At 70.1% G+C, this 19671-nt stretch carries 22 protein-coding genes and 2 tRNA genes; 11 read left to right on the forward strand and 13 right to left on the reverse strand.

Annotated elements, in window-relative coordinates:
* Positions 1–22: 22 nt before the first annotated feature.
* Positions 23–295: a phosphopantetheine-binding protein gene (locus EZJ19_RS06065; protein ID WP_131445561.1), complete on the reverse strand. Its 273-nt coding sequence runs from the start codon at positions 293–295 to the stop codon at positions 23–25.
* A gap of 266 nt (positions 296–561) precedes the next feature.
* On the opposite strand from EZJ19_RS06065, the gene EZJ19_RS06070 reads away from it, so the two are divergent.
* A complete protein-coding gene (locus EZJ19_RS06070; RefSeq protein WP_131445564.1) occupies positions 562–906 on the forward strand; it encodes a hypothetical protein in 345 nt (114 codons plus the stop codon).
* Between the two features lie 105 nt (positions 907–1011).
* Here EZJ19_RS06070 and EZJ19_RS06075 read toward each other — a convergent pair whose 3' ends face one another.
* Positions 1012–2079: a PA0069 family radical SAM protein gene (locus tag EZJ19_RS06075; RefSeq protein ID WP_131445567.1), complete on the reverse strand. Its 1068-nt coding sequence runs from the start codon at positions 2077–2079 to the stop codon at positions 1012–1014.
* A gap of 72 nt (positions 2080–2151) precedes the next feature.
* Here EZJ19_RS06075 and EZJ19_RS06080 point away from each other — a divergent pair, with 72 nt between their 5' ends.
* From EZJ19_RS06080 to EZJ19_RS06105, 6 genes are all read left to right on the forward strand, one after another.
* Positions 2152–3189, forward strand: coding sequence for an NAD(P)/FAD-dependent oxidoreductase (locus tag EZJ19_RS06080; RefSeq protein ID WP_165873486.1), 1038 nt, complete (start codon positions 2152–2154; stop codon positions 3187–3189).
* 10 nt (positions 3190–3199) lie between these two features.
* Positions 3200–3275, forward strand: a tRNA-Thr gene (locus EZJ19_RS06085).
* Positions 3276–3298: 23 nt separating this feature from the next.
* Positions 3299–4267 (forward strand): octaprenyl diphosphate synthase, encoded by a 969-nt coding sequence (gene ispB / locus EZJ19_RS06090; RefSeq protein WP_131445572.1) that lies wholly within the window; start codon positions 3299–3301, stop codon positions 4265–4267.
* Positions 4268–4277: 10 nt separating this feature from the next.
* Positions 4278–4354 (forward strand) — tRNA-Pro (locus EZJ19_RS06095).
* Between the two features lie 463 nt (positions 4355–4817).
* Positions 4818–8798 (forward strand): response regulator, encoded by a 3981-nt coding sequence (locus tag EZJ19_RS06100; RefSeq protein WP_131445575.1) that lies wholly within the window; start codon positions 4818–4820, stop codon positions 8796–8798.
* A 1-nt stretch (position 8799) separates the two neighbouring features.
* Positions 8800–9789: a response regulator gene (locus EZJ19_RS06105; RefSeq protein ID WP_131445578.1), complete on the forward strand. Its 990-nt coding sequence runs from the start codon at positions 8800–8802 to the stop codon at positions 9787–9789.
* Between the two features lie 5 nt (positions 9790–9794).
* On the opposite strand, the gene EZJ19_RS06110 is transcribed toward EZJ19_RS06105, so the two are convergent.
* Both EZJ19_RS06110 and EZJ19_RS06115 read right to left on the reverse strand, forming a co-directional pair.
* The gene (locus EZJ19_RS06110; RefSeq protein ID WP_131445581.1) at positions 9795–11138 is read right to left on the reverse strand and encodes an ATP-binding protein; all 1344 of its coding nucleotides are present in this window, start codon (positions 11136–11138) and stop codon (positions 9795–9797) included.
* A complete protein-coding gene (locus EZJ19_RS06115) occupies positions 11135–11797 on the reverse strand; it encodes a response regulator (RefSeq protein WP_131445584.1) in 663 nt (220 codons plus the stop codon). Before EZJ19_RS06115 ends, EZJ19_RS06110 begins: the two co-directional genes overlap by 4 nt.
* 156 nt (positions 11798–11953) lie before the next feature.
* Between EZJ19_RS06115 and EZJ19_RS06120 the strand changes: the two genes are divergently transcribed.
* From EZJ19_RS06120 to EZJ19_RS06130, 3 genes are read left to right on the forward strand one after another with little or no spacing between them, the layout of a single operon-like run.
* The gene (locus tag EZJ19_RS06120; protein WP_131445587.1) at positions 11954–12349 is read left to right on the forward strand and encodes a DUF1924 domain-containing protein; all 396 of its coding nucleotides are present in this window, start codon (positions 11954–11956) and stop codon (positions 12347–12349) included.
* A gap of 2 nt (positions 12350–12351) precedes the next feature.
* Complete coding sequence (locus EZJ19_RS06125; RefSeq protein ID WP_131445590.1) at positions 12352–12816, forward strand: diheme cytochrome c; 465 nt, start codon at positions 12352–12354, stop codon at positions 12814–12816.
* A gap of 1 nt (position 12817) precedes the next feature.
* Complete coding sequence (locus tag EZJ19_RS06130; RefSeq protein WP_131445593.1) at positions 12818–13423, forward strand: cytochrome b/b6 domain-containing protein; 606 nt, start codon at positions 12818–12820, stop codon at positions 13421–13423.
* On the opposite strand, the gene EZJ19_RS06135 is transcribed toward EZJ19_RS06130, so the two are convergent.
* From EZJ19_RS06135 to EZJ19_RS06145, 3 genes are all read right to left on the reverse strand, one after another.
* Entirely contained in the window at positions 13413–14072 is a 660-nt protein-coding gene (locus EZJ19_RS06135) for an antitoxin Xre/MbcA/ParS toxin-binding domain-containing protein (protein ID WP_131445595.1), read from the reverse strand. The two genes, EZJ19_RS06130 and EZJ19_RS06135, sit on opposite strands and share 11 nt — an antisense overlap.
* 237 nt (positions 14073–14309) lie before the next feature.
* Positions 14310–14987 (reverse strand): CAAX prenyl protease-related protein, encoded by a 678-nt coding sequence (locus EZJ19_RS06140; RefSeq protein ID WP_240754677.1) that lies wholly within the window; start codon positions 14985–14987, stop codon positions 14310–14312.
* Between the two features lie 223 nt (positions 14988–15210).
* Positions 15211–15417, reverse strand: a complete 207-nt coding sequence (locus EZJ19_RS06145) for a hypothetical protein (protein ID WP_131445597.1) — start codon at positions 15415–15417, stop codon at positions 15211–15213.
* A gap of 190 nt (positions 15418–15607) precedes the next feature.
* Here EZJ19_RS06145 and EZJ19_RS06150 point away from each other — a divergent pair, with 190 nt between their 5' ends.
* Positions 15608–16459, forward strand: a complete 852-nt coding sequence (locus EZJ19_RS06150) for a peptidylprolyl isomerase (protein ID WP_165873487.1) — start codon at positions 15608–15610, stop codon at positions 16457–16459.
* Between the two features lie 70 nt (positions 16460–16529).
* Here EZJ19_RS06150 and EZJ19_RS06155 read toward each other — a convergent pair whose 3' ends face one another.
* From EZJ19_RS06155 to EZJ19_RS06175, 6 genes are read right to left on the reverse strand one after another with little or no spacing between them, the layout of a single operon-like run.
* Positions 16530–16724, reverse strand: a complete 195-nt coding sequence (locus tag EZJ19_RS06155; RefSeq protein ID WP_206199335.1) for a hypothetical protein — start codon at positions 16722–16724, stop codon at positions 16530–16532.
* Complete coding sequence (locus tag EZJ19_RS06160) at positions 16721–17308, reverse strand: electron transport complex protein RnfA (protein ID WP_131445602.1); 588 nt, start codon at positions 17306–17308, stop codon at positions 16721–16723. The genes EZJ19_RS06155 and EZJ19_RS06160 overlap by 4 nt, the downstream gene beginning before the upstream one ends.
* Complete coding sequence (gene rsxE / locus EZJ19_RS06165) at positions 17301–17954, reverse strand: electron transport complex subunit RsxE (protein ID WP_131445606.1); 654 nt, start codon at positions 17952–17954, stop codon at positions 17301–17303. The genes EZJ19_RS06160 and rsxE overlap by 8 nt, the downstream gene beginning before the upstream one ends.
* The gene (locus EZJ19_RS06170) at positions 17954–18628 is read right to left on the reverse strand and encodes an RnfABCDGE type electron transport complex subunit G (protein ID WP_206199336.1); all 675 of its coding nucleotides are present in this window, start codon (positions 18626–18628) and stop codon (positions 17954–17956) included. The genes rsxE and EZJ19_RS06170 overlap by 1 nt, the downstream gene beginning before the upstream one ends.
* On the reverse strand, positions 18625–18717 hold the full coding sequence (locus EZJ19_RS16285) for an RnfABCDGE type electron transport complex subunit D (protein ID WP_240754678.1): 93 nt from the start codon (positions 18715–18717) through the stop codon (positions 18625–18627). Before EZJ19_RS16285 ends, EZJ19_RS06170 begins: the two co-directional genes overlap by 4 nt.
* A complete protein-coding gene (locus EZJ19_RS06175) occupies positions 18702–19670 on the reverse strand; it encodes an RnfABCDGE type electron transport complex subunit D (protein WP_206199337.1) in 969 nt (322 codons plus the stop codon). Before EZJ19_RS06175 ends, EZJ19_RS16285 begins: the two co-directional genes overlap by 16 nt.
* Position 19671 lies beyond the last annotated feature (1 nt).

The following is a 19671-nucleotide window of genomic DNA, read 5'->3' on the forward strand; positions in this document are numbered from 1 at the left end:
CGCGACTCCGGGAGACTGGACGTCATCGCGTACGGTTCGATTGGATATATTGATTCAGGTTTCGCAGCGAACTGAAGATCTGCTGATTGTCCGGGTTGTCGGATCGCAACTGGACACCGTAGTCGCGCGCGACCACCAGCGATATCTCCAGCATGTCGATGGAGTCCAAGCCAAGCCCGTCGCCGTACAGCGGGGCATCAGGATCGATCGTCTCCGGTGCCAGGTCGAGATTCAGGCCGGCCACGAGCGCCTTTGCCAGGGCCAGTTCAAGATCGTCCAATGATTTCGCTTCCATCACAAAAACCCGATACAAATCAATTCACTACGCGTTATTCACCCTGTCCTTACGGGTCCTTACGGCAGTAACCTCGAAAAGACGGCGCATTATATCCGATCGCCAGGGCGAGCTGTCGGCCGGCCGACCCGGCAGGCGGCGGCGAACGGGAACCTTCTGCCCAAGTGGGTCGACTAACACGCTGACGTTGTCGATCCCCGAGCGACCCCGGTTACGAGGGAAGACACCACGCCCGCGATCAACTTTGGAAGCGAGGACCTTTGACCATGACCCCGATCCGCACCGCAAGTCACCTGCTCGGCGCCCTGCTGTTGGTCCTGTCCTGGAGTGCGGCGCACGCCGAAGACGCGGCCGGACCGAAGCCCGCGCCGCCGCAGTCCAACGGCGTGCTGGCCAAGGTCGAGCACACGCTGGACGTCGCCGCAACCGCCACGGCGCACGGCATCCAGCGGGGCGCGTCGGCCACGGCGCACGGCGTCAAGCGCGGCGCGGCGGCCGCGGCGCGCGGAATCGCCCGCGGTGCCGAAGCGACCGACCGGGCGGCCCATAAAGTAGCGGCAAAGATCACCGGAACGTCGGCCTCGTCGAAGACCGCCCCGGACGCCAAGTGATCCCCGCCGGGGCACCGCGGTGCTCCGGCCTTTCCCGTCCAGCTCCCCGCAAGCGGTCGCCGGGTGTCGCCGCTGACCACGGCGTGCCGGACCCGTCGGCGCTTGCTAAGTGAACAGATCCAGCTGCTCGGCCCGGCCCGGCACCCGGAACTGGCTGCAGTCGAGCGCCGCGACGCCCGGGAAGGCGAGCCGGCGCCGGGCCAGGGCGAAACGCCGGGCGATCAGGTCGGCGTATTCGCCCTCGCCGCGCATGCGCGACCCGAAGCGGCTGTCGTTGTCCTTGCCGGCCCGGCAGTCGCGCAGCCGGTTGAGCACGCGCTCGGCCTTGAGCGGCGCATGGAGCGCAAGCCAGTCTCGGAACAGCTCCTTCACCTCGAGCGGCAGGCGCACCAGGGCATAGCCGGCGTCGCGGGCGCCGGCCGCATGCGCGGCGGCCAGGATCGCCTCCAGTTCGTGGTCGTTGAGGAACGGGATCACCGGCGCCACCAGCGCGGTCACCGGCACGCCCGCGGCTGCCAGCCGGCGCAGCGTCTCCAGGCGCCGCTCCGGGGCGGCCGCGCGCGGCTCCAGGGTGCGAGCCAGGTGCCGGTCCAAAGTGGTCACCGAGATCGCCACCTGGACCAGGCCGCGCGCCGCCAGCGGGCCCAGGAGGTCGAGGTCGCGCTCGATCAGGGCCGATTTGGTGACGACGGTGAACGGATGGCCGTGCTCGGCGAGCACCTCGATGATGGCGCGGGTCAGGCCCAGGCGGCGCTCGACCGGCTGGTAGGCGTCGGTGTTGATGCCCAGGGCGATGGCCGCGCAGCGGTAGCCGGGCTTGGCCAGTTCGCCGCGCAGGACGGCCGGGGCGTCCGGCTTGTGGAACAGCCGGCTCTCGAAGTCGAGCCCCGGGGACAGGCCCAGCCAGGCGTGGGTCGGCCGGGCGAAGCAGTAGACGCAGCCGTGCTCGCAGCCCCGGTAGGGGTTGATCGAGCGGTCGAAGGGCACGTCGGGCGATTGGTTGTAGCTGATCACGGTACGGCTGCGGTCGACCAGCAGCTCGGTGCGCAGGGGCGGCGGTTCGGCGTCCAGGCTGCCCCAGCCGTCGTCGCAGGCCTCGCGGGCATGGGCGGCGTAGCGGTTGCCGGGGTTGCCGGTGGCACCCCGGCCGGGCGGCGGCGGACGGTCTGTCATGGCGGCATTATCGCCCGGGCCGGGCGCTGCCTTTGCTAACATCGGGCCAACACCACAAGAGGATTGCCACGGGTGAATCGACACATCATCGTCATCGGCGGCGGCGTCGCCGGCCTCGCCACCGCCTGGGCGCTGGCCCGGCGCGGCGCCCGCGTCGAGGTGCTGGAGCGCGGCGAGCTCGGCCGCGAGTCGTCCTGGGCCGGTGCCGGCCTGCTCAGCCTGCTCCTGCCCTGGGACTATCCGGCCGAGCTGAACGAACTGGCCGAGCACAGCCTGGCCCTGTATCCGGACTGGATCGCCGGGATCCGGGCCGAAGCCGACACCGATCCGGAATTCCGCCGCACCGGCATGCTCGTCCTGCCCCCGTACGACGGCGCGCGCGCCGCGCCGGGTGCCCCGCTGCCGGCCGGACTGGCGCCCTTCGGCCCGGGGCTCTGGCTGCCGGAGGTGCCCCAGGTGCGCAACCCGCGCCTGCTCAAGGCCTTGCGCGAAGCGCTGACGCGGCGCGGCGTCGGCCTGCACGACCAGCTCGGCGCGGTCGGCCTGGATGCGGCCAACGGCCGGGTCGAGGCGGCGGTGGCCGGGAGCCGGCGCTGGCAGGGCGACCTCTACGTGGTCGCCGCCGGGGCCTGGAGCAGCGAATTGCTCGGCCCCCTGGCGGCCGGCCTGCCGATCCGGCCCATGCGCGGCCAGATACTGCTCTACCGGGCGGCCCCGGACCGCCTCCCCTGCGTCGTCTACCAGGGCGGCCATTACCTGGTCCCGCGCGCCGACGGCCACATCCTGGCCGGCAGCACCCTGGAGGACGTCGGCTTCGACAAGCGCACCACCGCCGAGGCGGCCACCGAACTGGCGGCCCTGGTCGCCCGCGTCCTGCCGGACGTCGCCGCCGGCGCCCCGGTCCGGCACTGGGCCGGGCTGCGTCCCGGCTCGCCCGGCAACGTGCCCATCGTCGACCGCCACCCCGAGCTGGCCAACCTGTATGTCAACGCCGGCCAGTTCCGCTACGGCGTCACCCTCGCCCCGGCCTGTGCCGAACACCTGGCCGACCTGGTCGAGGGCAAGACGCCGAAATTCGGCGCGCTGCGTTACGCCTGGCCTCTGATATAATCCGCGCCACGCCGGTGTAGCTCAGCTGGTAGAGCAGCGCATTCGTAATGCGAAGGTCGGGAGTTCGAATCTCTTCTCCGGCACCAGACAAGACCATCAATTTTTCCGCATGACCGCCACTTCACTGACCGATCTGTTGCGCGATGACATGGCCGAAGTGGATCGGGTCATTCGTGCGAGTCTCCATTCCGACGTCGTCCTGATCCGCCAGGTCGCCGAGTACATCATCGCCGGCGGCGGCAAGCGGCTGCGCCCGGCCATGGTGGTGCTGTGCGCCAACGCGCTCGGTTACCGGGGCCACTACCACCACGAGCTGGCCGCCGTCGTCGAGTTCATCCACACCGCCACCCTGTTGCACGACGACGTCGTCGATGCCTCCGACCTGCGCCGGGGCCGCCCCACCGCCAACGTCGAGTTCGGCAACGCCGCCAGCGTCCTGGTCGGCGACTTCCTCTACTCGCGCGCCTTCCAGATGATGGTGACGGTGCAGAACATGCACGTCATGGAGGTGCTTTCCGACGCCACCACCGTGATCTCCGAGGGCGAGGTGCTGCAGTTGATGAACTGCCACGACCCCGACATCGAGGTCGACAACTACCTCCAGGTCATCCGCTACAAGACGGCCAAGCTGTTCGAGGCCTCGAGCCGCCTGGGCGCCATCATCAGCGGCGCCGGCGACGAGGTGGAGGCGGCGCTGGGCCGCTACGGCATGCATCTGGGCACCGCCTTCCAACTGGTCGACGATGTCCTCGACTACTCGGGCGACAGCGACCAGACCGGCAAGAACGTCGGCGACGACCTCGCCGAAGGCAAGCCCACCCTGCCCCTGCTGCACGTCATGCGGACCGGCACGCCGGAACAGGCGACGACGGTGCGGGAAGCCATCATCAACGGCAGCGTCGACCAGTTCGACGCCATCATGGCCGCGGTACGGGCTACCGGCGCGCTCGACTACACGCGCGAATGCGCCCGGCGCGAGGCCGAACTCGCGGTTGCAGAATTAACGTGTTTACCCGATAGCGTTTACAAGCAGGCTTTGCTAGAATTGCCGGCCTTCGCGGTCGAGCGTGACCGCTGAAGGATCAAATCGGGGTGTAGCTTAGCCTGGTAGAGCGCCACGTTCGGGACGTGGAGGCCGGAGGTTCGAATCCTCTCACCCCGACCAGACTTCCAATGGGCCGCGACGCGGCCCATTCCGCGACTGCGGATACCCCTGGCCGTCCGCTTCCCTTGCCGGGCGAGGCCTATGGCCAAGCCGGGCGGGCAGTCGGCGACACCCTCCCCAACGGCCCGGCCACCGAGCAAGCGGCGCATCGCCGCAAGCACGGCAGCGTTGGCCCCGGTTGACGCCGTCGTCGCCGGATGTTGCTAGGCACGAAACGCTGTCCCTATACTTAGGTAACTTTCCTCTGTCGCTCCCGCGACCCGAGAGAAGACTGACTGAAGGCGCGCCGCTGCGTGGCAATACCGGGGACAGCGGTCACGGCCAACATACCAGGGGTGGTAAACATGCCAGGCAGATCTCCAGCCGTACCGCACGGGCCGAATCGCGGCGGTCGCCGTAACCCGGCCGGGGCCGAATCCGCCGTACTTGCCGACTTCGCAACGCCGTCGGGCCGGGTGCCAATATGAAGTACTACCGGCGCGTCTCGGTCGTTGCGGTGGTGCTCTTCCTGCTGTTCGACTTCACCGCGCTGGTGCTCAACTTCTGGCTCAGCCACCGCATCGAACAGCGTGCCGTCGCCATCAACCTGGCCGGCCGCCAGCGCATGCTGTCGCAACGGCTGACCAAGGTGCTGCTGCAGATGCAGGTGGCCAGCCAGGCGCGCCGGCCGCTCACGGGATTGAGCGCCGAACTGGACGAAGTCGACAAGCTGTTCGACAGCACGCTGCAGGGATTCCGCAACGGCCACGACACCGGCGACGCCGACGGGCAGAGGGTGTTCCTGGAACCGGTCGCGGACGCCAGTGCATTGGCCATCCTCGACGCCGCCGCGAGCAATTGGCGCGAACTCCATGCCCGCGTGCGCGCGGTGCTGGCGCGGCCGGACCCGGGCGGGCTCGCGCCCTCCCTGGCCGCCGCCGTCGCCTACGCGAACGCACACAACCTCGAACTGCTCGACCAGATGAACCGCCTGACCAGCCGGCTGCAGGTCCTCACCCAGCACGAGGCGCGCAATATCCGCGTCTACCAGGGCATCGCCTTCTTCCTCGCCCTGGTCAACTTCGCCCTTGCCGTCGTGCTCTATTCGGGGCGCGGCCGCCGGGCCGACAAACTGGAACAGTTGGTGGAGTTGCGCACCGACGAACTCGAGGAGACCAACCAGCGCCTGCGCGACACCCACATCGCCATGGACCGGGGCGGCATCGGCATCCAGGGGGTCGACGCCGAGACCGGGCGCTTTCTGTACGTCAATCGCGCCGCGGCCGCGATGCTCGGCTACAGTGCCCAGGAGATGCTCGAGCTCGGCGTGCCGGACGTCGATCCGAACTTCCCGCAGGAGCACTTCCCGGCACTGGTGGCGCCGTTGCGGGAACGCGGCAATGCCCATTTCCAGTCCGTCCAGCGAGCCAGGGACGGACGCGCCATCCCGGTCGAGATCGTGGTGAACTACCAGGCGGACGCCAACGCCGGGGAACCCGGACGCTTCATCGCCTTCGTCTGGGACATCACCGAGCTCAAGGAGGCCGAGCGCCGGATCCGGCAGCAGGCCGACGAGCTGGACGATCTCTACAACAAGGCGCCGTGCGGCTACCACAGCTTGGCCGCGGACGGGACCGTGCTCAGGATCAACGACACCGAGCTGGCCTGGCTGGGCTACGCACGCGAAGAGGTGGTCGGCCGGAAACGGATCACGGAATTCATGACCGCCGAGTCGACCGCCGCCTTCGCGGCCAAGTTCGCCGAATTGCCGGCCCGCGGCACGCTCGGCGAAATCGAGCTGCAGTTCGTACGCCGCGACGGCAGCATCCTGCAGGCACTGGTATCGCTCACCGCGGTCCGCGGCGAGGCCGGCGAATTCCAGATGGCCCATTCGGCGCTGGTGGACTATTCCGGTCTCTGGCAGCAGAGGGAGACCCTGCACGAGGTGCTGGCGGCCGCCCCCATCGGGGTCCGCATCGCCACCCTGGCCGACAGCCGCATCCTGTTCCTCAACCAGGCCTTGTGCAACTTGCTCCACGAGGACGAAGAGACCGTGCGCGGCATGGACATCAGCCGCACCTACGTCGACGGCGCCGCCTTCGAGGACATCCGCCGCCGCCTGCAGGCCGGCGAAAGCGTACTCAACAGGCTGGTCGAACTGCATCGACCCGACCACCCGGAGGCGCCGCACGCCTGGGTCCTGGGTTCCTACATGGCGATCGACTACGAGGGCCAGCGCGCCGGGCTCGCCTGGCTCTACGACGTCACGGAACTGCATGAGGCGCGCGCCGCCGCGGAGGCGGCCACCCAGGCCAAGAGCCGTTTCCTGGCCAACATGAGCCACGAGATCCGGACCCCGATGAACGCCATTCTCGGCCTCGCCTACCTGCTCGAACGCGCCAACCTGCCGGCCGACGCCATCAAGCTGGTCGGCAAGATACGCGCCTCCGGGCGCCTCCTGCTGTCGATCATCAACGACATACTCGACTTCTCGAAGATCGAGTCCGGCAACCTGGAACTGGAGGACGCGCCCTTCAACCTCAACGTGGTGCTCGACAGCCTGTCGACGGTGATGTCGGCGAACGCCAGCAGCAAGGATATCGAGCTGATCATCTCGGCGCCGGGCGGCCTGGACAACCTGCGCGGCGACGCCCTGCGCCTGGAGCAGATACTCATCAACCTCACCGGCAACGCGATCAAGTTCACCGAGCATGGCCACGTCGAACTGCGCATCGACCTGCTCGAGGAAGCCGACGACCGGGTGGCGCTGCGCTTCGCCGTCGCCGACACCGGCATCGGCATCGCGCCGGACAAGCTGCAGGAAGTCTTCGGCGCCTTCAACCAGGGCGACGCCTCCACCACGCGCCGGTTCGGCGGCAGCGGGCTCGGCCTGGCCATCAGCCGCCAGCTCGTCGAGATGATGGGCGGCCGCCTGGCGGTCGCGAGCACGCCCGGGGTGGGCAGCGAGTTTTCCTTCCGGCTCGATCTCCCGCGCACCCCGGGGCCCAGCCTGTCGGCGCCGGAAATGGCCGGCCTGGAGCTGCTGATCGCCGACGACAACCCGGCGGCCCTGGCGGCCCTGGGCGCCGCCGCGCGCGCCATCGGCTGGAAGGTGACCACCGTCGACTCGGGCGAAGCGGCGGTCGAACACATCCAGGCCCGGCGCGCCGCCGGCCTGCCCGACGAAATCGTGATGCTGGACTGGCGCATGGCCGGCATCGACGGCCTGGCCGCGGCGCGCGCCATCCGTACCCGGCACGGCAACGGCGCCGACCAGCCCATCATCGTCATGGTCACCGCCTACTCGCAGGATGCCCTCCTGGCCGAGCCGGACAGCAAGCTGGCCGACGCCGTGCTCACCAAGCCGGTGACGCCGTCCGGGCTCTACGACGCCGTCGCCCAGTCCATGAATCGCCGTTTCGGCCAGCAGACGGGCCAGCCGTCGGCCGAGGACGGCAAGCGCCTGCCCGGCCTGCGCATCCTGGTCGTCGACGACAGCGACATCAACCGCGAGGTCGCCCAGCGCATCTTCGGCGCCGAAGGCGCCACGGTGTCCCTGGCCAACGACGGCCGGCAGGCCGTGGACTGGCTGTCGGCCCACCCGAAGTCGGTGGACATCGTCCTGATGGACGTCCAGATGCCGGTCATGGACGGCTACGAGGCCACCCGCCGGATACGCGCCACCCCGGCCATCGCCGCCCTGCCGGTAGTCGCCCTCACGGCCGGCGCCTTCAAGTCGCAGCACGACGAGGCCCGGGCCGCGGGCATGGATGACTTCATCACCAAGCCGTTCGACGTCGATGCCGCCGTGCGCCGCATCCAGAAACTCACCGGCTGGCGCAACGCCCCCATCGCCCTGGCGCCGGCGGCCGAGTCCGGCCCGGGCGCCGGCAGCCCGCTGCCGGGCATCGACGTCGAACGCGGCCTGCGGGTATGGCGCGACCAGGCGGTCTACCGCCAGTACCTGCAACGGTTCGCCCAGGAATACCGGGCCAGCGCCGAGCTGCTCAGGCAGTCGGACGGCGATGCGGCGTCGGCGCTCGCCCACAAGCTCAAGGGCGTGGCCGGCAACCTGGCGCTCGGCGAGGTCGCCGGCCACGCCCAGGAGGTCGACGCCCTGGCCCGCAACGGCGACGACCTCGGTGCCGCCATCGACCGCCTGCAGGCGGCACTCGACGTCGCCCTCGCCAGCATCCGCCGGTACGCCCCGGAGCCGGGACCGGACACCGCCGCGCTACCGGAGTTCGACCGCCACCTGGTGACCGGCCAACTCGGCCGCGCCCTGGCGGCCCTGGACGCCGACAACCCGGACGGCGTCGAGCCGCTGCTGGCCGAACTGGCCGAGCAACTGCCCGGGCCGCGCATCGAGGCGATCAGGCTGGCGGTCGAGACATTCGATTTCCGGGCCGGCGAGGCCGCCATCCGCCGGCTCGCCGAAGAACTCGGCATCCGCCTCGAGGCATGACATGACCCCCGGCCCCCTGCTCATCGTCGACGACGAACCCGAGAACCTCGCCGCCATGCGCCAGGTCCTGGCGCCCCACTACCACATGGTCTTCGCGCGCAGCGGCGAGGAGGCCCTCAGGGCCGCGCTCAAGCACAACCCGGCCCTGGTGCTGCTCGACATCCAGATGCCCGACATGGACGGCTTCAGCGTGTGCCGGCGCCTGAAAAGCGACGTCCGCACCGCCGCCGTGCCGGTGATCTTCGTCACCGCGCTGGCCGAGACCGGACACGAGTCGGCCGGTTTCGAGGTCGGCGCCGTCGACTACATTGTCAAGCCGATCTCGCCGGCCATCGTGCGCGCCCGCGTGCGCACCCACCTGTCCCTGGTCCAGGCCAGCCAGCTCGAGGACAGCCACCGCGAGGCCGTGTTCATGCTCGGCGAGGCCGGCCACTACAACGACACCGACACCGGCGTGCACATCTGGCGCATGGCCGCCTACAGCGCCGCCCTGGCCCGGGCCTGCGGCTGGCCGGACGACATGGCCCGGCTGATCGAGCTGGCGGCGCCCATGCACGATACCGGCAAGCTCGGCATACCCGACGCCATCCTGCGCAAGCCGGGCAAGCTCGACGTCGAGGAGTGGACGCTCATGCAGACGCACACCCGGATCGGTTACGAGATACTCCGGCGCGGCAGCGCGCCGCTGTTCCGGCTCGCCGCCGAGGTCGCCCTGCGCCACCACGAGAAATGGGACGGCGCCGGCTACCCGGACGGCCTGGCCGGCGACGCCATCCCGGAATCGGCGCGCATCGTCGCCCTCGCCGACGTATTCGACGCGTTGAGCATGAAACGGCCCTACAAGGAGGCCTGGCCGCTCGAGCGGGTGATCGCGACGATACGGGAGAGCGCCGGCAGCCATTTCGAGCCGCGCCTGGTCCAGGCCTTCGAGGCCATCCTGCCGGAGATCATCGCCATCAAGTCGACCTGGGACGAGCGCGAACCGCCCTGACCGGCTCAGGCCGGGCGTGCCGGGAAGGCCACCTCGACGGTCAGGCCGCCGCCGTCGAGGCCGGCGCCGAAGCTCAGGCCGGCACCGTGCAGTTCGGCGATGCGACGGACGATGGAGAGGCCCAGGCCGACGCCCTCGGCGCTCTGCGGGCCGAAGCGATGGAAACGCAGGCCCAGCTTCTCGCGTTCCTCGGCGGCCACGCCGGGACCGTCATCGGCCACCCGGAGGGTGCCGCCGGCCACGCTCACCCGGACCCGGCCGCCCGGCCGGGCATAGCGCAGCGCATTGTCGATCAGGTTGCGGGCCAGGGCCCGGATCAGGCCGGGGTTGCCGGTCAGCGCCAGGGCCGGGGCGTCGGCATCGAGCTCCAGCGTGACCTGCCGCTCCCGGGCCATGGCTGCGAGGTCGGCGGCCACGTCGGCAACCACGCCGCGCAGGTCCACGGGCTCGGCTTCGCCCGGCGTCCCCGAGCTCTCCAACCGGGCCAGGGCCAGCAACTGGGTCACCAGGTGGGACATGCGGCCGGCCCCGAGCAGGGCCTTGGCGATGGCGCTGTGGCGCTCCTCGTCGTCCGGCGTCCGCTGGGCCACCTGCAACTGCACGCGCAGGGCCGCCAGCGGCGTGCGCAACTCGTGCGCCGCGTCGTTGGTGAAGCGGCGCTCGTTCTCGATGGTCAGATCGACCCGGCCGAACAACCGGTTCAGGGTCTCCACCAGCGGCTTCAGCTCGCGTGGCAGGCCGGTCGCGGCCAGCGGGTCGAGACGTTCCGGCGAGCGCGCCGCGAGTTCGCCCTGCAGGCGCCGCAGGGGGGCCAGGCCGCGCCGGATGGCCAGCCACAGGAACGCCGCCAGGACCGGCAGGCCGAACAGGTACGGCTTCATGTTGTCCTCGGCGATCTCGCCGGCCAGGTGGGCGCGGATGTCGAGGTCCAGGGCCGCCCAGGCGACTTGGTCGCCGTCGTCGTCGGTGGCGGCGAAGCAACGCCAGGTGCGGCCGTCGATGCGGGCCACCGAATAGCCCGAGCGGGCGACCTGCTCGGGCCAGTTGGAGGCCAGTCCGGGCGAGCGGATGAGCAGGCGGTCGCGGCCATGCTCGCGGTGCCAGATCTGGAACAGCATGCGGTTCTCGTAGCGGTGGCCGTCGATGTTCGGCAAGCGGACCTCGTCGTCGTCGTCGGTCTCGTGCGCCAAGGCGAGCAGGATGCCGACGTATTGGGAAAGCTGGGCGTCGAACAGCTCGTCCACCTCCTTGACGGCGCGCTGGTAGGCCAGCCAGGCGGTCACCAGCCCGACCACCAACACGGCCAGCATGACCGGCACCAGCAGGCGGGCCTGGATCGAGGTCCTCATGCCACGGCCTCGAACAGGTAGCCGATGCCGCGCAGAGTCCGGATGCGGCTGTGGCCCAGCTTGCGGCGCAGGTGGTGGATGTAGACCTCGACCGCATTCGATTCGACGCCCTCGTCCCAGCCGTACAGCGCCGACTCCAGCTGGGCGCGCGAGATCACCTTGCCGGCATTGCGCATGAGCATCTCGAGGATGGCGAACTCCTTGGCCGGCACCTCCACCGGCACGGCGTCCAGGTACACCCGGCGCGCGGCCGGGTCGAGCACCAGGTCGCCGACCCGGATGGTCGGCGCGCTGGAGCCGCCGGCCCGGCGGATCAGGGCACGCAGGCGGGCCGCCAGTTCGTCCAGGTCGATCGGCTTGACCAGGTAGTCGTCGGCGCCGCTGTCGAGGCCGACCACCTTGTCGGTGGTGGCGTCGCGCGCGGTCAGGACGAGGACCGGGATGTCGTCGCCGGCACCGCGCAGGAGGCGCAGCAGGCTGAGTCCGTCCAGGCGCGGCAGGCCGAGGTCGAGCACCACGGCGGCGTATTCCTCGCTGGCCAGGGCCAGGCGGGCGCTCTCGCCGTCGCGCAGCCAGTCGGTCTGGAAGCCGCAATGGCGCAGGCCGGCCTGAAGGCCGTCGCCGAGCAGTTCGTCGTCTTCCACCAGGAGTATGCGCATGCCGATCCTCACGTTTCGCCGGCCATTATGCCCCGGCGCCTTAAGCCCTGCTTAAGCGCGGGTTAAGGCTGACCTAAGGCTGGCCGGCAAACATGCGACCCACGCCGGCCGCCCCGCGCTGCCGGCACCCCCCGACATTCGATAGGAGACCCCATCATGAGACCTTATCTTCTTCTGCTCGGCCTCGCCGTCGCGCCCAGCCTGTGGGCGGCCGGCCCGGCCCAGTTCATCGCCGAATACAGCGCCCAGGCCGGTGCCGGCTTCACGGCCGACGCGGCCCGCGGCAAGGCCTTCGCCGGCAAGAACTGGGGCGTCTCGGAGAAGCTGTCCAGCTGCACCGCCTGCCACACCGAGAACCCGCGCAACCCGGGCCGCCACGCGGTGACCGGCAAGACGATCCAGCCGCTCAGCCCGGCCGTCAATCCGGAACGCTTCAGCGACCCGGCCAAGGTCGAGAAGTGGTTCAAGCGCAACTGCAAGGAAGTCGTCGGACGCGCCTGCAGCCCGGCCGAAAAGGCCGATTTCATCCAGTTCGTCGCCGGAGCCCAATGACCATGAAACGATTCCTCATCGTCCTCGCGGCCCTCGCCGCCCTGCCCGCCTGGGCCGAACGCAACGCCCTGCCGACCGGCATGCCGGCCGCCTACCAGAGCGAATGCGGCAGCTGCCACACGCCCTTCCCGCCCGGCCTGCTCTCGGCCGCCGACTGGAAGGCCACCATGGCCGGCCTGGAAGACCACTTCGGCACGGACGCCAGCCTGGACGCCAAGAGCGCCGGCGCCATCTCGGCCTGGCTGGAAACGAACGCCAGCCGGCGCATCCAGGCGGCGGGCAAGCCGCCGCGCCTGACCACCACCGCCTGGTTCAAGCGCGAACACCGCGAGGTACCGACCAAGGCCTGGCAGGACAGCCGGGTCAAGAGCGCGGCCAACTGCGCTGCCTGCCACCGCGGCGCCGACCAGGGCCGCTACGGCGAACGCGAGATCGATATCCCCGGCATCGGCCGCTGGGAGGACTGACATGGAACGCGTCCTGGTATGGGATTGGCCGACCCGCATCGGCCACTGGCTCATGGCGCTCGCCTTCCTGGTCGCCTACCTGACCGGCGAGAGCGAGGAATGGCGGCTGGTGCACGTCTGGGCCGGCGGCGCCCTGGCCGGCCTGGTGGCGTTCCGCCTGTTCTGGGGCCTGGTGGGGACCCGGCACGCCCGGTTCGCCGACTTCGTCCGGGCACCGAAGGCCGCCTGGCACTACCTGACCGGCCTGGCCGGCGGCCGGGCCGAGCACTACACCGGCCACAACCCGGCCGGGGCCTACGCCATCCTGGCCCTGCTCGGGCTCGGCCTGGCCGCCGCCGCGACCGGCTGGCCGACCTACCAGGACATCGGCGGCGAATGGCTCGAGGAACTGCACGAGGGCGTGGTCAACGCCATGCTGGCAGTGGTCGTCGTCCACCTGGCCGGGGTCCTGGTCGGCAGCCTGGCGCACCGGGAGAACCTGCCGCGCGCCATGGTGACCGGCCTCAAGCTGGGCCGGCGCGACGAGGCGATCGCCGGCGCCGCCCTCTGGGCCGTACCGCTGCTCCTGGTGCTGGCGCTGTCCTGCGCCTGGTGGCTCAGCCTGTGACGGGCGCCCGCACCGGCCCGGCCGGGCGGCTGCGCGGCGGCCCGGCCTCGGCGTCGAGGTGGCGGCGCAGTGCCGCCAGCCCGGCCCGCGAGGCGAGCATGACGTCGAGCGGCCGGCGGCCGCCGAGTTTCACGTTGGGCAGGCGCAACCACTCGGCCGGGCAATCGGCGGCCTCGCCGTAGCGCCGGCGCAGGCGCTTGTTGATCGCCAGCAGGTGGCCGACCCGGCTGAGCAGGACGGCATCGTCCGCCAGCGGCCGCCCGTCCAGGTAGCCGTCCAGGCCGCGGGCATCGAGACCGAGCAGCCCGGCCTGCTCCTCGCGGCCCAATTGCCAGGCGGCGAACAGGCGCAGCACGGCCTGGGTCTCGGCAGCGCGCAGTTCGGGGCTGCGCGGGTCCAGGCGGCGGAACTCCGCGAACGCGCTGCCGCACAGTTCGTAGCCCTCGCGCCGGCGCCGGTGGCGCAACTGGCGCATGGCCTCGAGGCCCTTCTCGTAGCTGGCCAGCGGCTTTTCCCGGACCCGGCCGTTCTTGCCGGAGCGCGCGCCCGAGGCGGTCACCAGGGTCCAGCCGCCGAACAGGTCGGGGGCCAGCATGGCGGTGTAGTAGTTGTCGGAGTTCTGCCAACGTACGGTGAGCGGCTGTTCCATGGCACCTATCCCTTTCCCGGTCCGGACACGGGCGGGCCGGCATCCCGCCCGCTCCGGGCGTGCTCGGCTGGCTTCGACTTCCGGCTCAGGCGCATGACGTTCGTCCCTGGACTCGCTATCACCTCCAGCATAGCAATATCCGGACCGAAACCCAGGTTGCCACGATGAATCATGGCCTTAGCGCGACACCCCGAAAACGCGGCCGGGAGCGGCGCGGCAATTTCCGCCGCCCGTCCCCTACCAGAACTGCCAGTTCCCGGTAGCCAGTACCCAGACCCCGAGCATCAGGTTGGTGACGGCATGGGCCAGGATCGCCGGCCACAGGCTGCCGCTGGCCCGGTACAACCAGGTGTAGGCCAGGCCGGCCAGGATGCCGGCGAACCAGAGGGCATGCTCGACGCCGAACAGGACGCTGGACACCAGCACGGCGCGCAGGCTGAGCGCCGCCGGGGCCAGGGCCAGGAAATCGGAGCGGTCGATCCAGCGGGCCAGGAAGGCGCGCCAGAACAGTTCCTCCATGACCGGCACCACCACGGCCGCCCCGGCCAGGCGCACCGCCGCCAGCGACCAGATCAGGCCGCCGTCGGGTCCGGTCGGGCGATAGCCGGCGCCGCTGCCGAGACTGAGCCAGCCGACATCCAGGTTGATCCAGGCGACGAACACCACGGCACCGACGGCGGGCGCCGCCAGCCAGAGCCACGCCGCCTGCGCGGGCAGCACCCGCAGCTCGCCGTATTGGGGCAGGAAGGCCAGCAGGGCCGTGAGGACCAGGCCGATCTTGACCGGGTACAGCCAGGCCTGGTCGCCGCCGAAGACCTCGGCCAGGATCAGAAACAGGATGTACAGGGCAAACGGCAGGACGCGCGCCAGGATGGCGACGTCGAGCCGGCGGCCGGTCCGGGCCGGGCCGCTCAAGACCGCCCCGCCGACGCCGTGCCGACCCGGCCCGGCCGGGCCACGTGGCCGTATCGAATGTGCATGGAACCCCCTTTGTGAGCGTTGCCGTGGCGACCGGCACGCCCTGGTCATGGCCTGACTCTTGGCTTGCGTCGACGCCCGATCCGGCGCCGCCCGCGTGATGATAAGAAGTGGCGCGGCGGCCGTCGAGCCGTCCGCCTGAAATCGGCGCGGACCGCGGTCAGTCGAACGCGGTCCCGACCGAGAAGAAGTCGCACGCCCCCTCGTCGCCGGGGCGCGTGCGCGGCAGGAGGGCCTGGTCGTCGCCGTAGGCGTCCAGGTCGCCGGCATCCGGGATCGGCATCACGTACAGGTGAACGAACGCCGCCTCGACGCCCAGCGCGCTGCTGTCGACTTCCTCGGGTTTGTAAAAGATGGTCTCTGACATGGTCGGCACCTCCGCAAGATCGTGAGCCGCCAGGCTAGGGCCGGCGCGTTTACCGGCCGTGACAACGGCCGCCGCGAGCGACACGTGCCGGCCCGATGCGGCGGATATGCAACAGTCGCCGGCGCAGCGTGGTCATGCACGAGTAACGGCCTTGCAATATCATGCGGCTTTCCCAACCCAACGGACCGCCATGCGCCTTCGTCTGCTCGCCCTGCTGGCCTTCGCCGCCACCGCCACCCCTGCCCTCGCCGCCGACAGCGACGTCATCGCCCGCATGGGCGACGTCAGCCTCAAGGTCAGCGACGCCCGCCAACTGGCCGACCGCCTGCCCGCGTCGGAACGCAACCCGCAAATCCTGGAACGCCTGATCCGCACCGAACTGGTCCGCCGCAGCGTCGCCGCCGAGGCGCGCAAGCAGGGCTTCGACCGCAAGCCCGAGGTCGCGGCACGCATGGACCAGGCGGCCGAGCAGGCGCTGGTCGGCGCCTACGTCGGCAGCATCGCCAAGCCGCCCGCGGACTACCCGCCGGACAGCCTGGTCCGCCAGGCCTACGATGCCAGCAAGGACACCTTCACCCTGCCCAAGCGCTACCAGGTGAGCCAGATCTACGTCACCGGCACCGACGCCAAGGCGAAGGCCAAGGCCGATGACCTGTACCGCCAGGCGAGCGCCCGCAACGCCGATTTCGCGGCCGTCGCCCGCAAGTCCTCGCAGCACGCCGCCAGCGCGGCACGGGGTGGCGACATGGGCTGGCTGGCCGAGAAGGACATGCTGCCCGCGGTCGCCGGCGCCGTCGCGGCATTGAAGAAGAACGAGGTGGGCAAGCCCGTGCTCGGGCCGGCCGGCTATCACATCCTGCGCGTGACCGACTCCAAGGCGCCCGAACTGCTGCCCCTCGACAAGGTCCGGCCGGCGATCGTCCAGAGCCTGCGCCTGCGCCGGGCCAAGGAGATCGAGGCGTCCTACCTGGACGGCCTCGCGGCGAAGACGCCGATCGCCGTCGACGGCATCGGCCTGAGCGAACTGGCCAAGGGCAAGTAAGCCGGGCGGCAACGTCCGGCCGAGGCTACGACCGGAAGCCGGCCGTAGCGCGGCTCGGGCCGCGCCGGACTCAGTGGCTGTGGCAGCTGCCGCTGTCGCAGCTGTCGCCGCCCCCGCAGCAGCCGCAGCCGCCGTTGTCGGAACGGAACGGCCCGAGTTCGGGATGGCGGCGGGCGAATAGCTTGTAGAACTGCTGCACGACGACCCAGGCGAGCATGAGGATGAGGATGAGGCCGATGGTGACCAGGTAGGTGGCCATCGTCATTCCCCCGCGCCCAGGCCGGCGAAGCCCATGAAGGCCAGCGACAGCATGCCGGCCAGCATCAGGGAGAGGGCCGTACCCTGGACCACGTTGGGCACCTTGGACAGGTGCAGGCGCTCGCGCAGGCCGGCCATCAGGACCAGCGCCAGGGTGAAGCCGGCACCGGCACCGGCCGCGAAGGTGATGGACTGGGCGAAGCTGTACTCGCGCGCGGTCTGGAACAGGGCGACGCCGAGCACGGCGCAGTTGGTGGTGATCAGGGGCAGGTAGATACCCAGGGCGCGGAACAGGGCCGGGCTGTATTTCTTCAGCACCATCTCGACCAGTTGCACGGCGGAGGCGATCACCACGATGTAGGAGATCAGGCGCAGGAACTCGAGGTCGAAATGCACGACCAGCCAGTTCAGCCCGTAGGCGCACAGGCTGGCGACCAGCATCACGAAGGTGGTGGCGGCACCCATGGGGGCGGCGGTCTTCAACTGGCCGGAGACGCCCAGGAACGGGCACAGGCCGAGGAACATCGCCAGGACGAAGTTGTTCGAGAGTACGGCCGCGAGAAAGATTTGGCCTACGGAAATGTCACCCATGGACGTGTGCCTCCACCGGTTGGGCCGCGGCCGGCTTGCGCTGCTTCAGCCAGTTGAACAGGAGCAGCCAGGTGCCGAGGACGAAGAAGCCGCCCGGCGGCAGGACCATGACCACCCAGGGCTGGAAGTCGGGGCCGAACAGCGAGACGCCGAACAGCTTGCCCGCCCCGAGTATCTCGCGCACCGAACCGAGCGCGAACAGGCCGATGGTGAACCCCAGGCCCATGCCCATGGCGTTGACCACGGTACGCAGGGGCGGGTTCTTGGAAGCGTGCGCCTCGGCGCGGCCGAGGATGATGCAGTTCACCACGATGAGCTGGATGAAGGCGCCGAGGGCGTCGTACAGCTTGAGGCTGATGGCCTGGATCAGGTAGTCGACGATGGTCACGAAGGTGGCGATGATGACGATGTAGGTGGCGATGCGCACCTCCTTGGGCACCACCTTGCGGATCAGCGACACCAGCAGGGTCGAGCAGACCAGCACGAAGGTCGTGGCGACGCCCATGGACAGGGCATTGACTGCGGAAACCGACACCGCCAGGACCGGGCACATGCCCAGGACCATGACGAATACCGGGTTCTGCTTCCAGATACCCTCCATGAACTCTTCCATGTGGGTGAGCTGCTTTTGTCCAGGGATGGCCATCAGTTGCCCCTCAGCTTGTCCAGATTGGGCGCCAGGCGCGGCAGCAGCCGCTGGGCGCTCTCATTGATGCCCTTGCCGACCGCCTTGGAGGTCACGGTGGCGCCGGAGATGGCGTCGATCTCCCAGGGATTGCGCTTGGTACCGTGCTTGACCACCTTGATCGCGTTGGCCAGGGCCTTGCCGTCGGCGCTCAGGCGCACGTCCAGGGCCTGGAAGTTGGCCAGGAAGGCCTGGTCGGTGTAGATCTTGTCGCCGATACCCGGGGTCTCGCGCATGGACACCACGCCCAGCCCCGAGATCGCCTGCGTGGCCGGGTCATAGGCGTAGAGCACCCGCACGACGTCGGCGTAGCCGGTGGCGGCGCCTTCGGCGGCAATGCCCTTGAGGGCGCCGGCCTGGTCATAGGCGGCATAGAACTCGACCGCGCCGGTCGGCGTCTGCGGCCCGGCCGGGGCGATGCCGTCCGCGGTGGCGACGAATTCCTTCATGCTGGCGGCGCCCGGCACCACCTTGAACACGGCCCGCTCGAGGGCGATGCGCTTGTTCGCGGTCACCGCGTTCAGGGTGCCGTGGTAGGTGGACACGATGAGCACCCCGCACAGGGTGGCCACCAGGCCGAGGGTGGCGATCATCACGCGGCCGGGAGTGACGGCCATGGCAGTGGCGTCGTTCATGCCTGGTCCCTCCGTGCGCCGAATACCTTGGGCTGGGTGTACTGGTCGATCAGCGGCGCCAGGGCGTTGCCGATCAGGATGGCGTACATGACCCTTCGGTGAGGCCGCCGAAATAGCGGATCATCACCGTGACCACGCCGATCAGGCCCCCGTATATCCACACCCCCTTGGGCGTCACCGGCGAGGTGGCCATGTCGGTGGCCATGAAGACCGCGCCCAGCATGAGACCGCCGGACAGGAGCACGAAGAACGGGTCGGGGTAGCGCTGCGGGCCGAACAGGTGGAAGGCCCAGGCGGTCAGCGCGGCGGCGCCCAGGACGGCCACCGGGATGCGCCAGTCCATGAACTTGCGCGCGGCGAGGTACAGGCCGCAGACCAGGATCAGGAGCGCCGAGGTCTCACCGGCCGAGGCGGTCACCGCGCCGGTCAGGAAATCGCTCGGCGCGGCGAGCACGTTCTCGAATTTCCAGCGCGCCATCGGCGTGGCGCCGGTAAAGCCGTCGACCGCCGCCTTGGCCCAGGCCGAGATGTCCGGCGGGGTCATCAGGGGCAGGGTGAACGTGGTCGGGATGAAGCTGGTGAAACGTCCCGGGGCGTAGGCCGGCACCCAGGTGGTGATGGAGACCGGGAAGGCGGCCTGGACGAAGGCGCGCCCGACCAGGGCCGGGTTGAACACGTTGTGGCCGAGGCCGCCGAATAGGGCCTTGCCAAGGGCGATGGCCGCGATGCCGGCGACCGCACCCATCCAGAGCGGGAAGGACGGCGGCAGGGTGAGCGCCAGAAGCAGCCCGGTGATGGTGGCGCTCCAGTCCGACAGGGTGCTGGCGGTGCCGGACAGGCGGTTGACCGCCCGTTCGGTGAGCAGACAGGCCAGGGTGACGGTGGCCATCAGGGCCAGGGCCGAGAGGCCGTACTGCCAGACCGAGAAGGCGGCGATGGGAAGCAATGCCAGCACCACGTGCAGCATGATCTTCTCGACGCCGACCGGGCGCCGGACGTGCGGCGCGGCACGCAATTCAATGCGGGAGGGTTTGCCAATCATG

It is taken from the genome of Parasulfuritortus cantonensis (assembly GCF_004337445.1).
GTDB lineage: Bacteria > Pseudomonadota > Gammaproteobacteria > Burkholderiales > Thiobacillaceae > Parasulfuritortus > Parasulfuritortus cantonensis.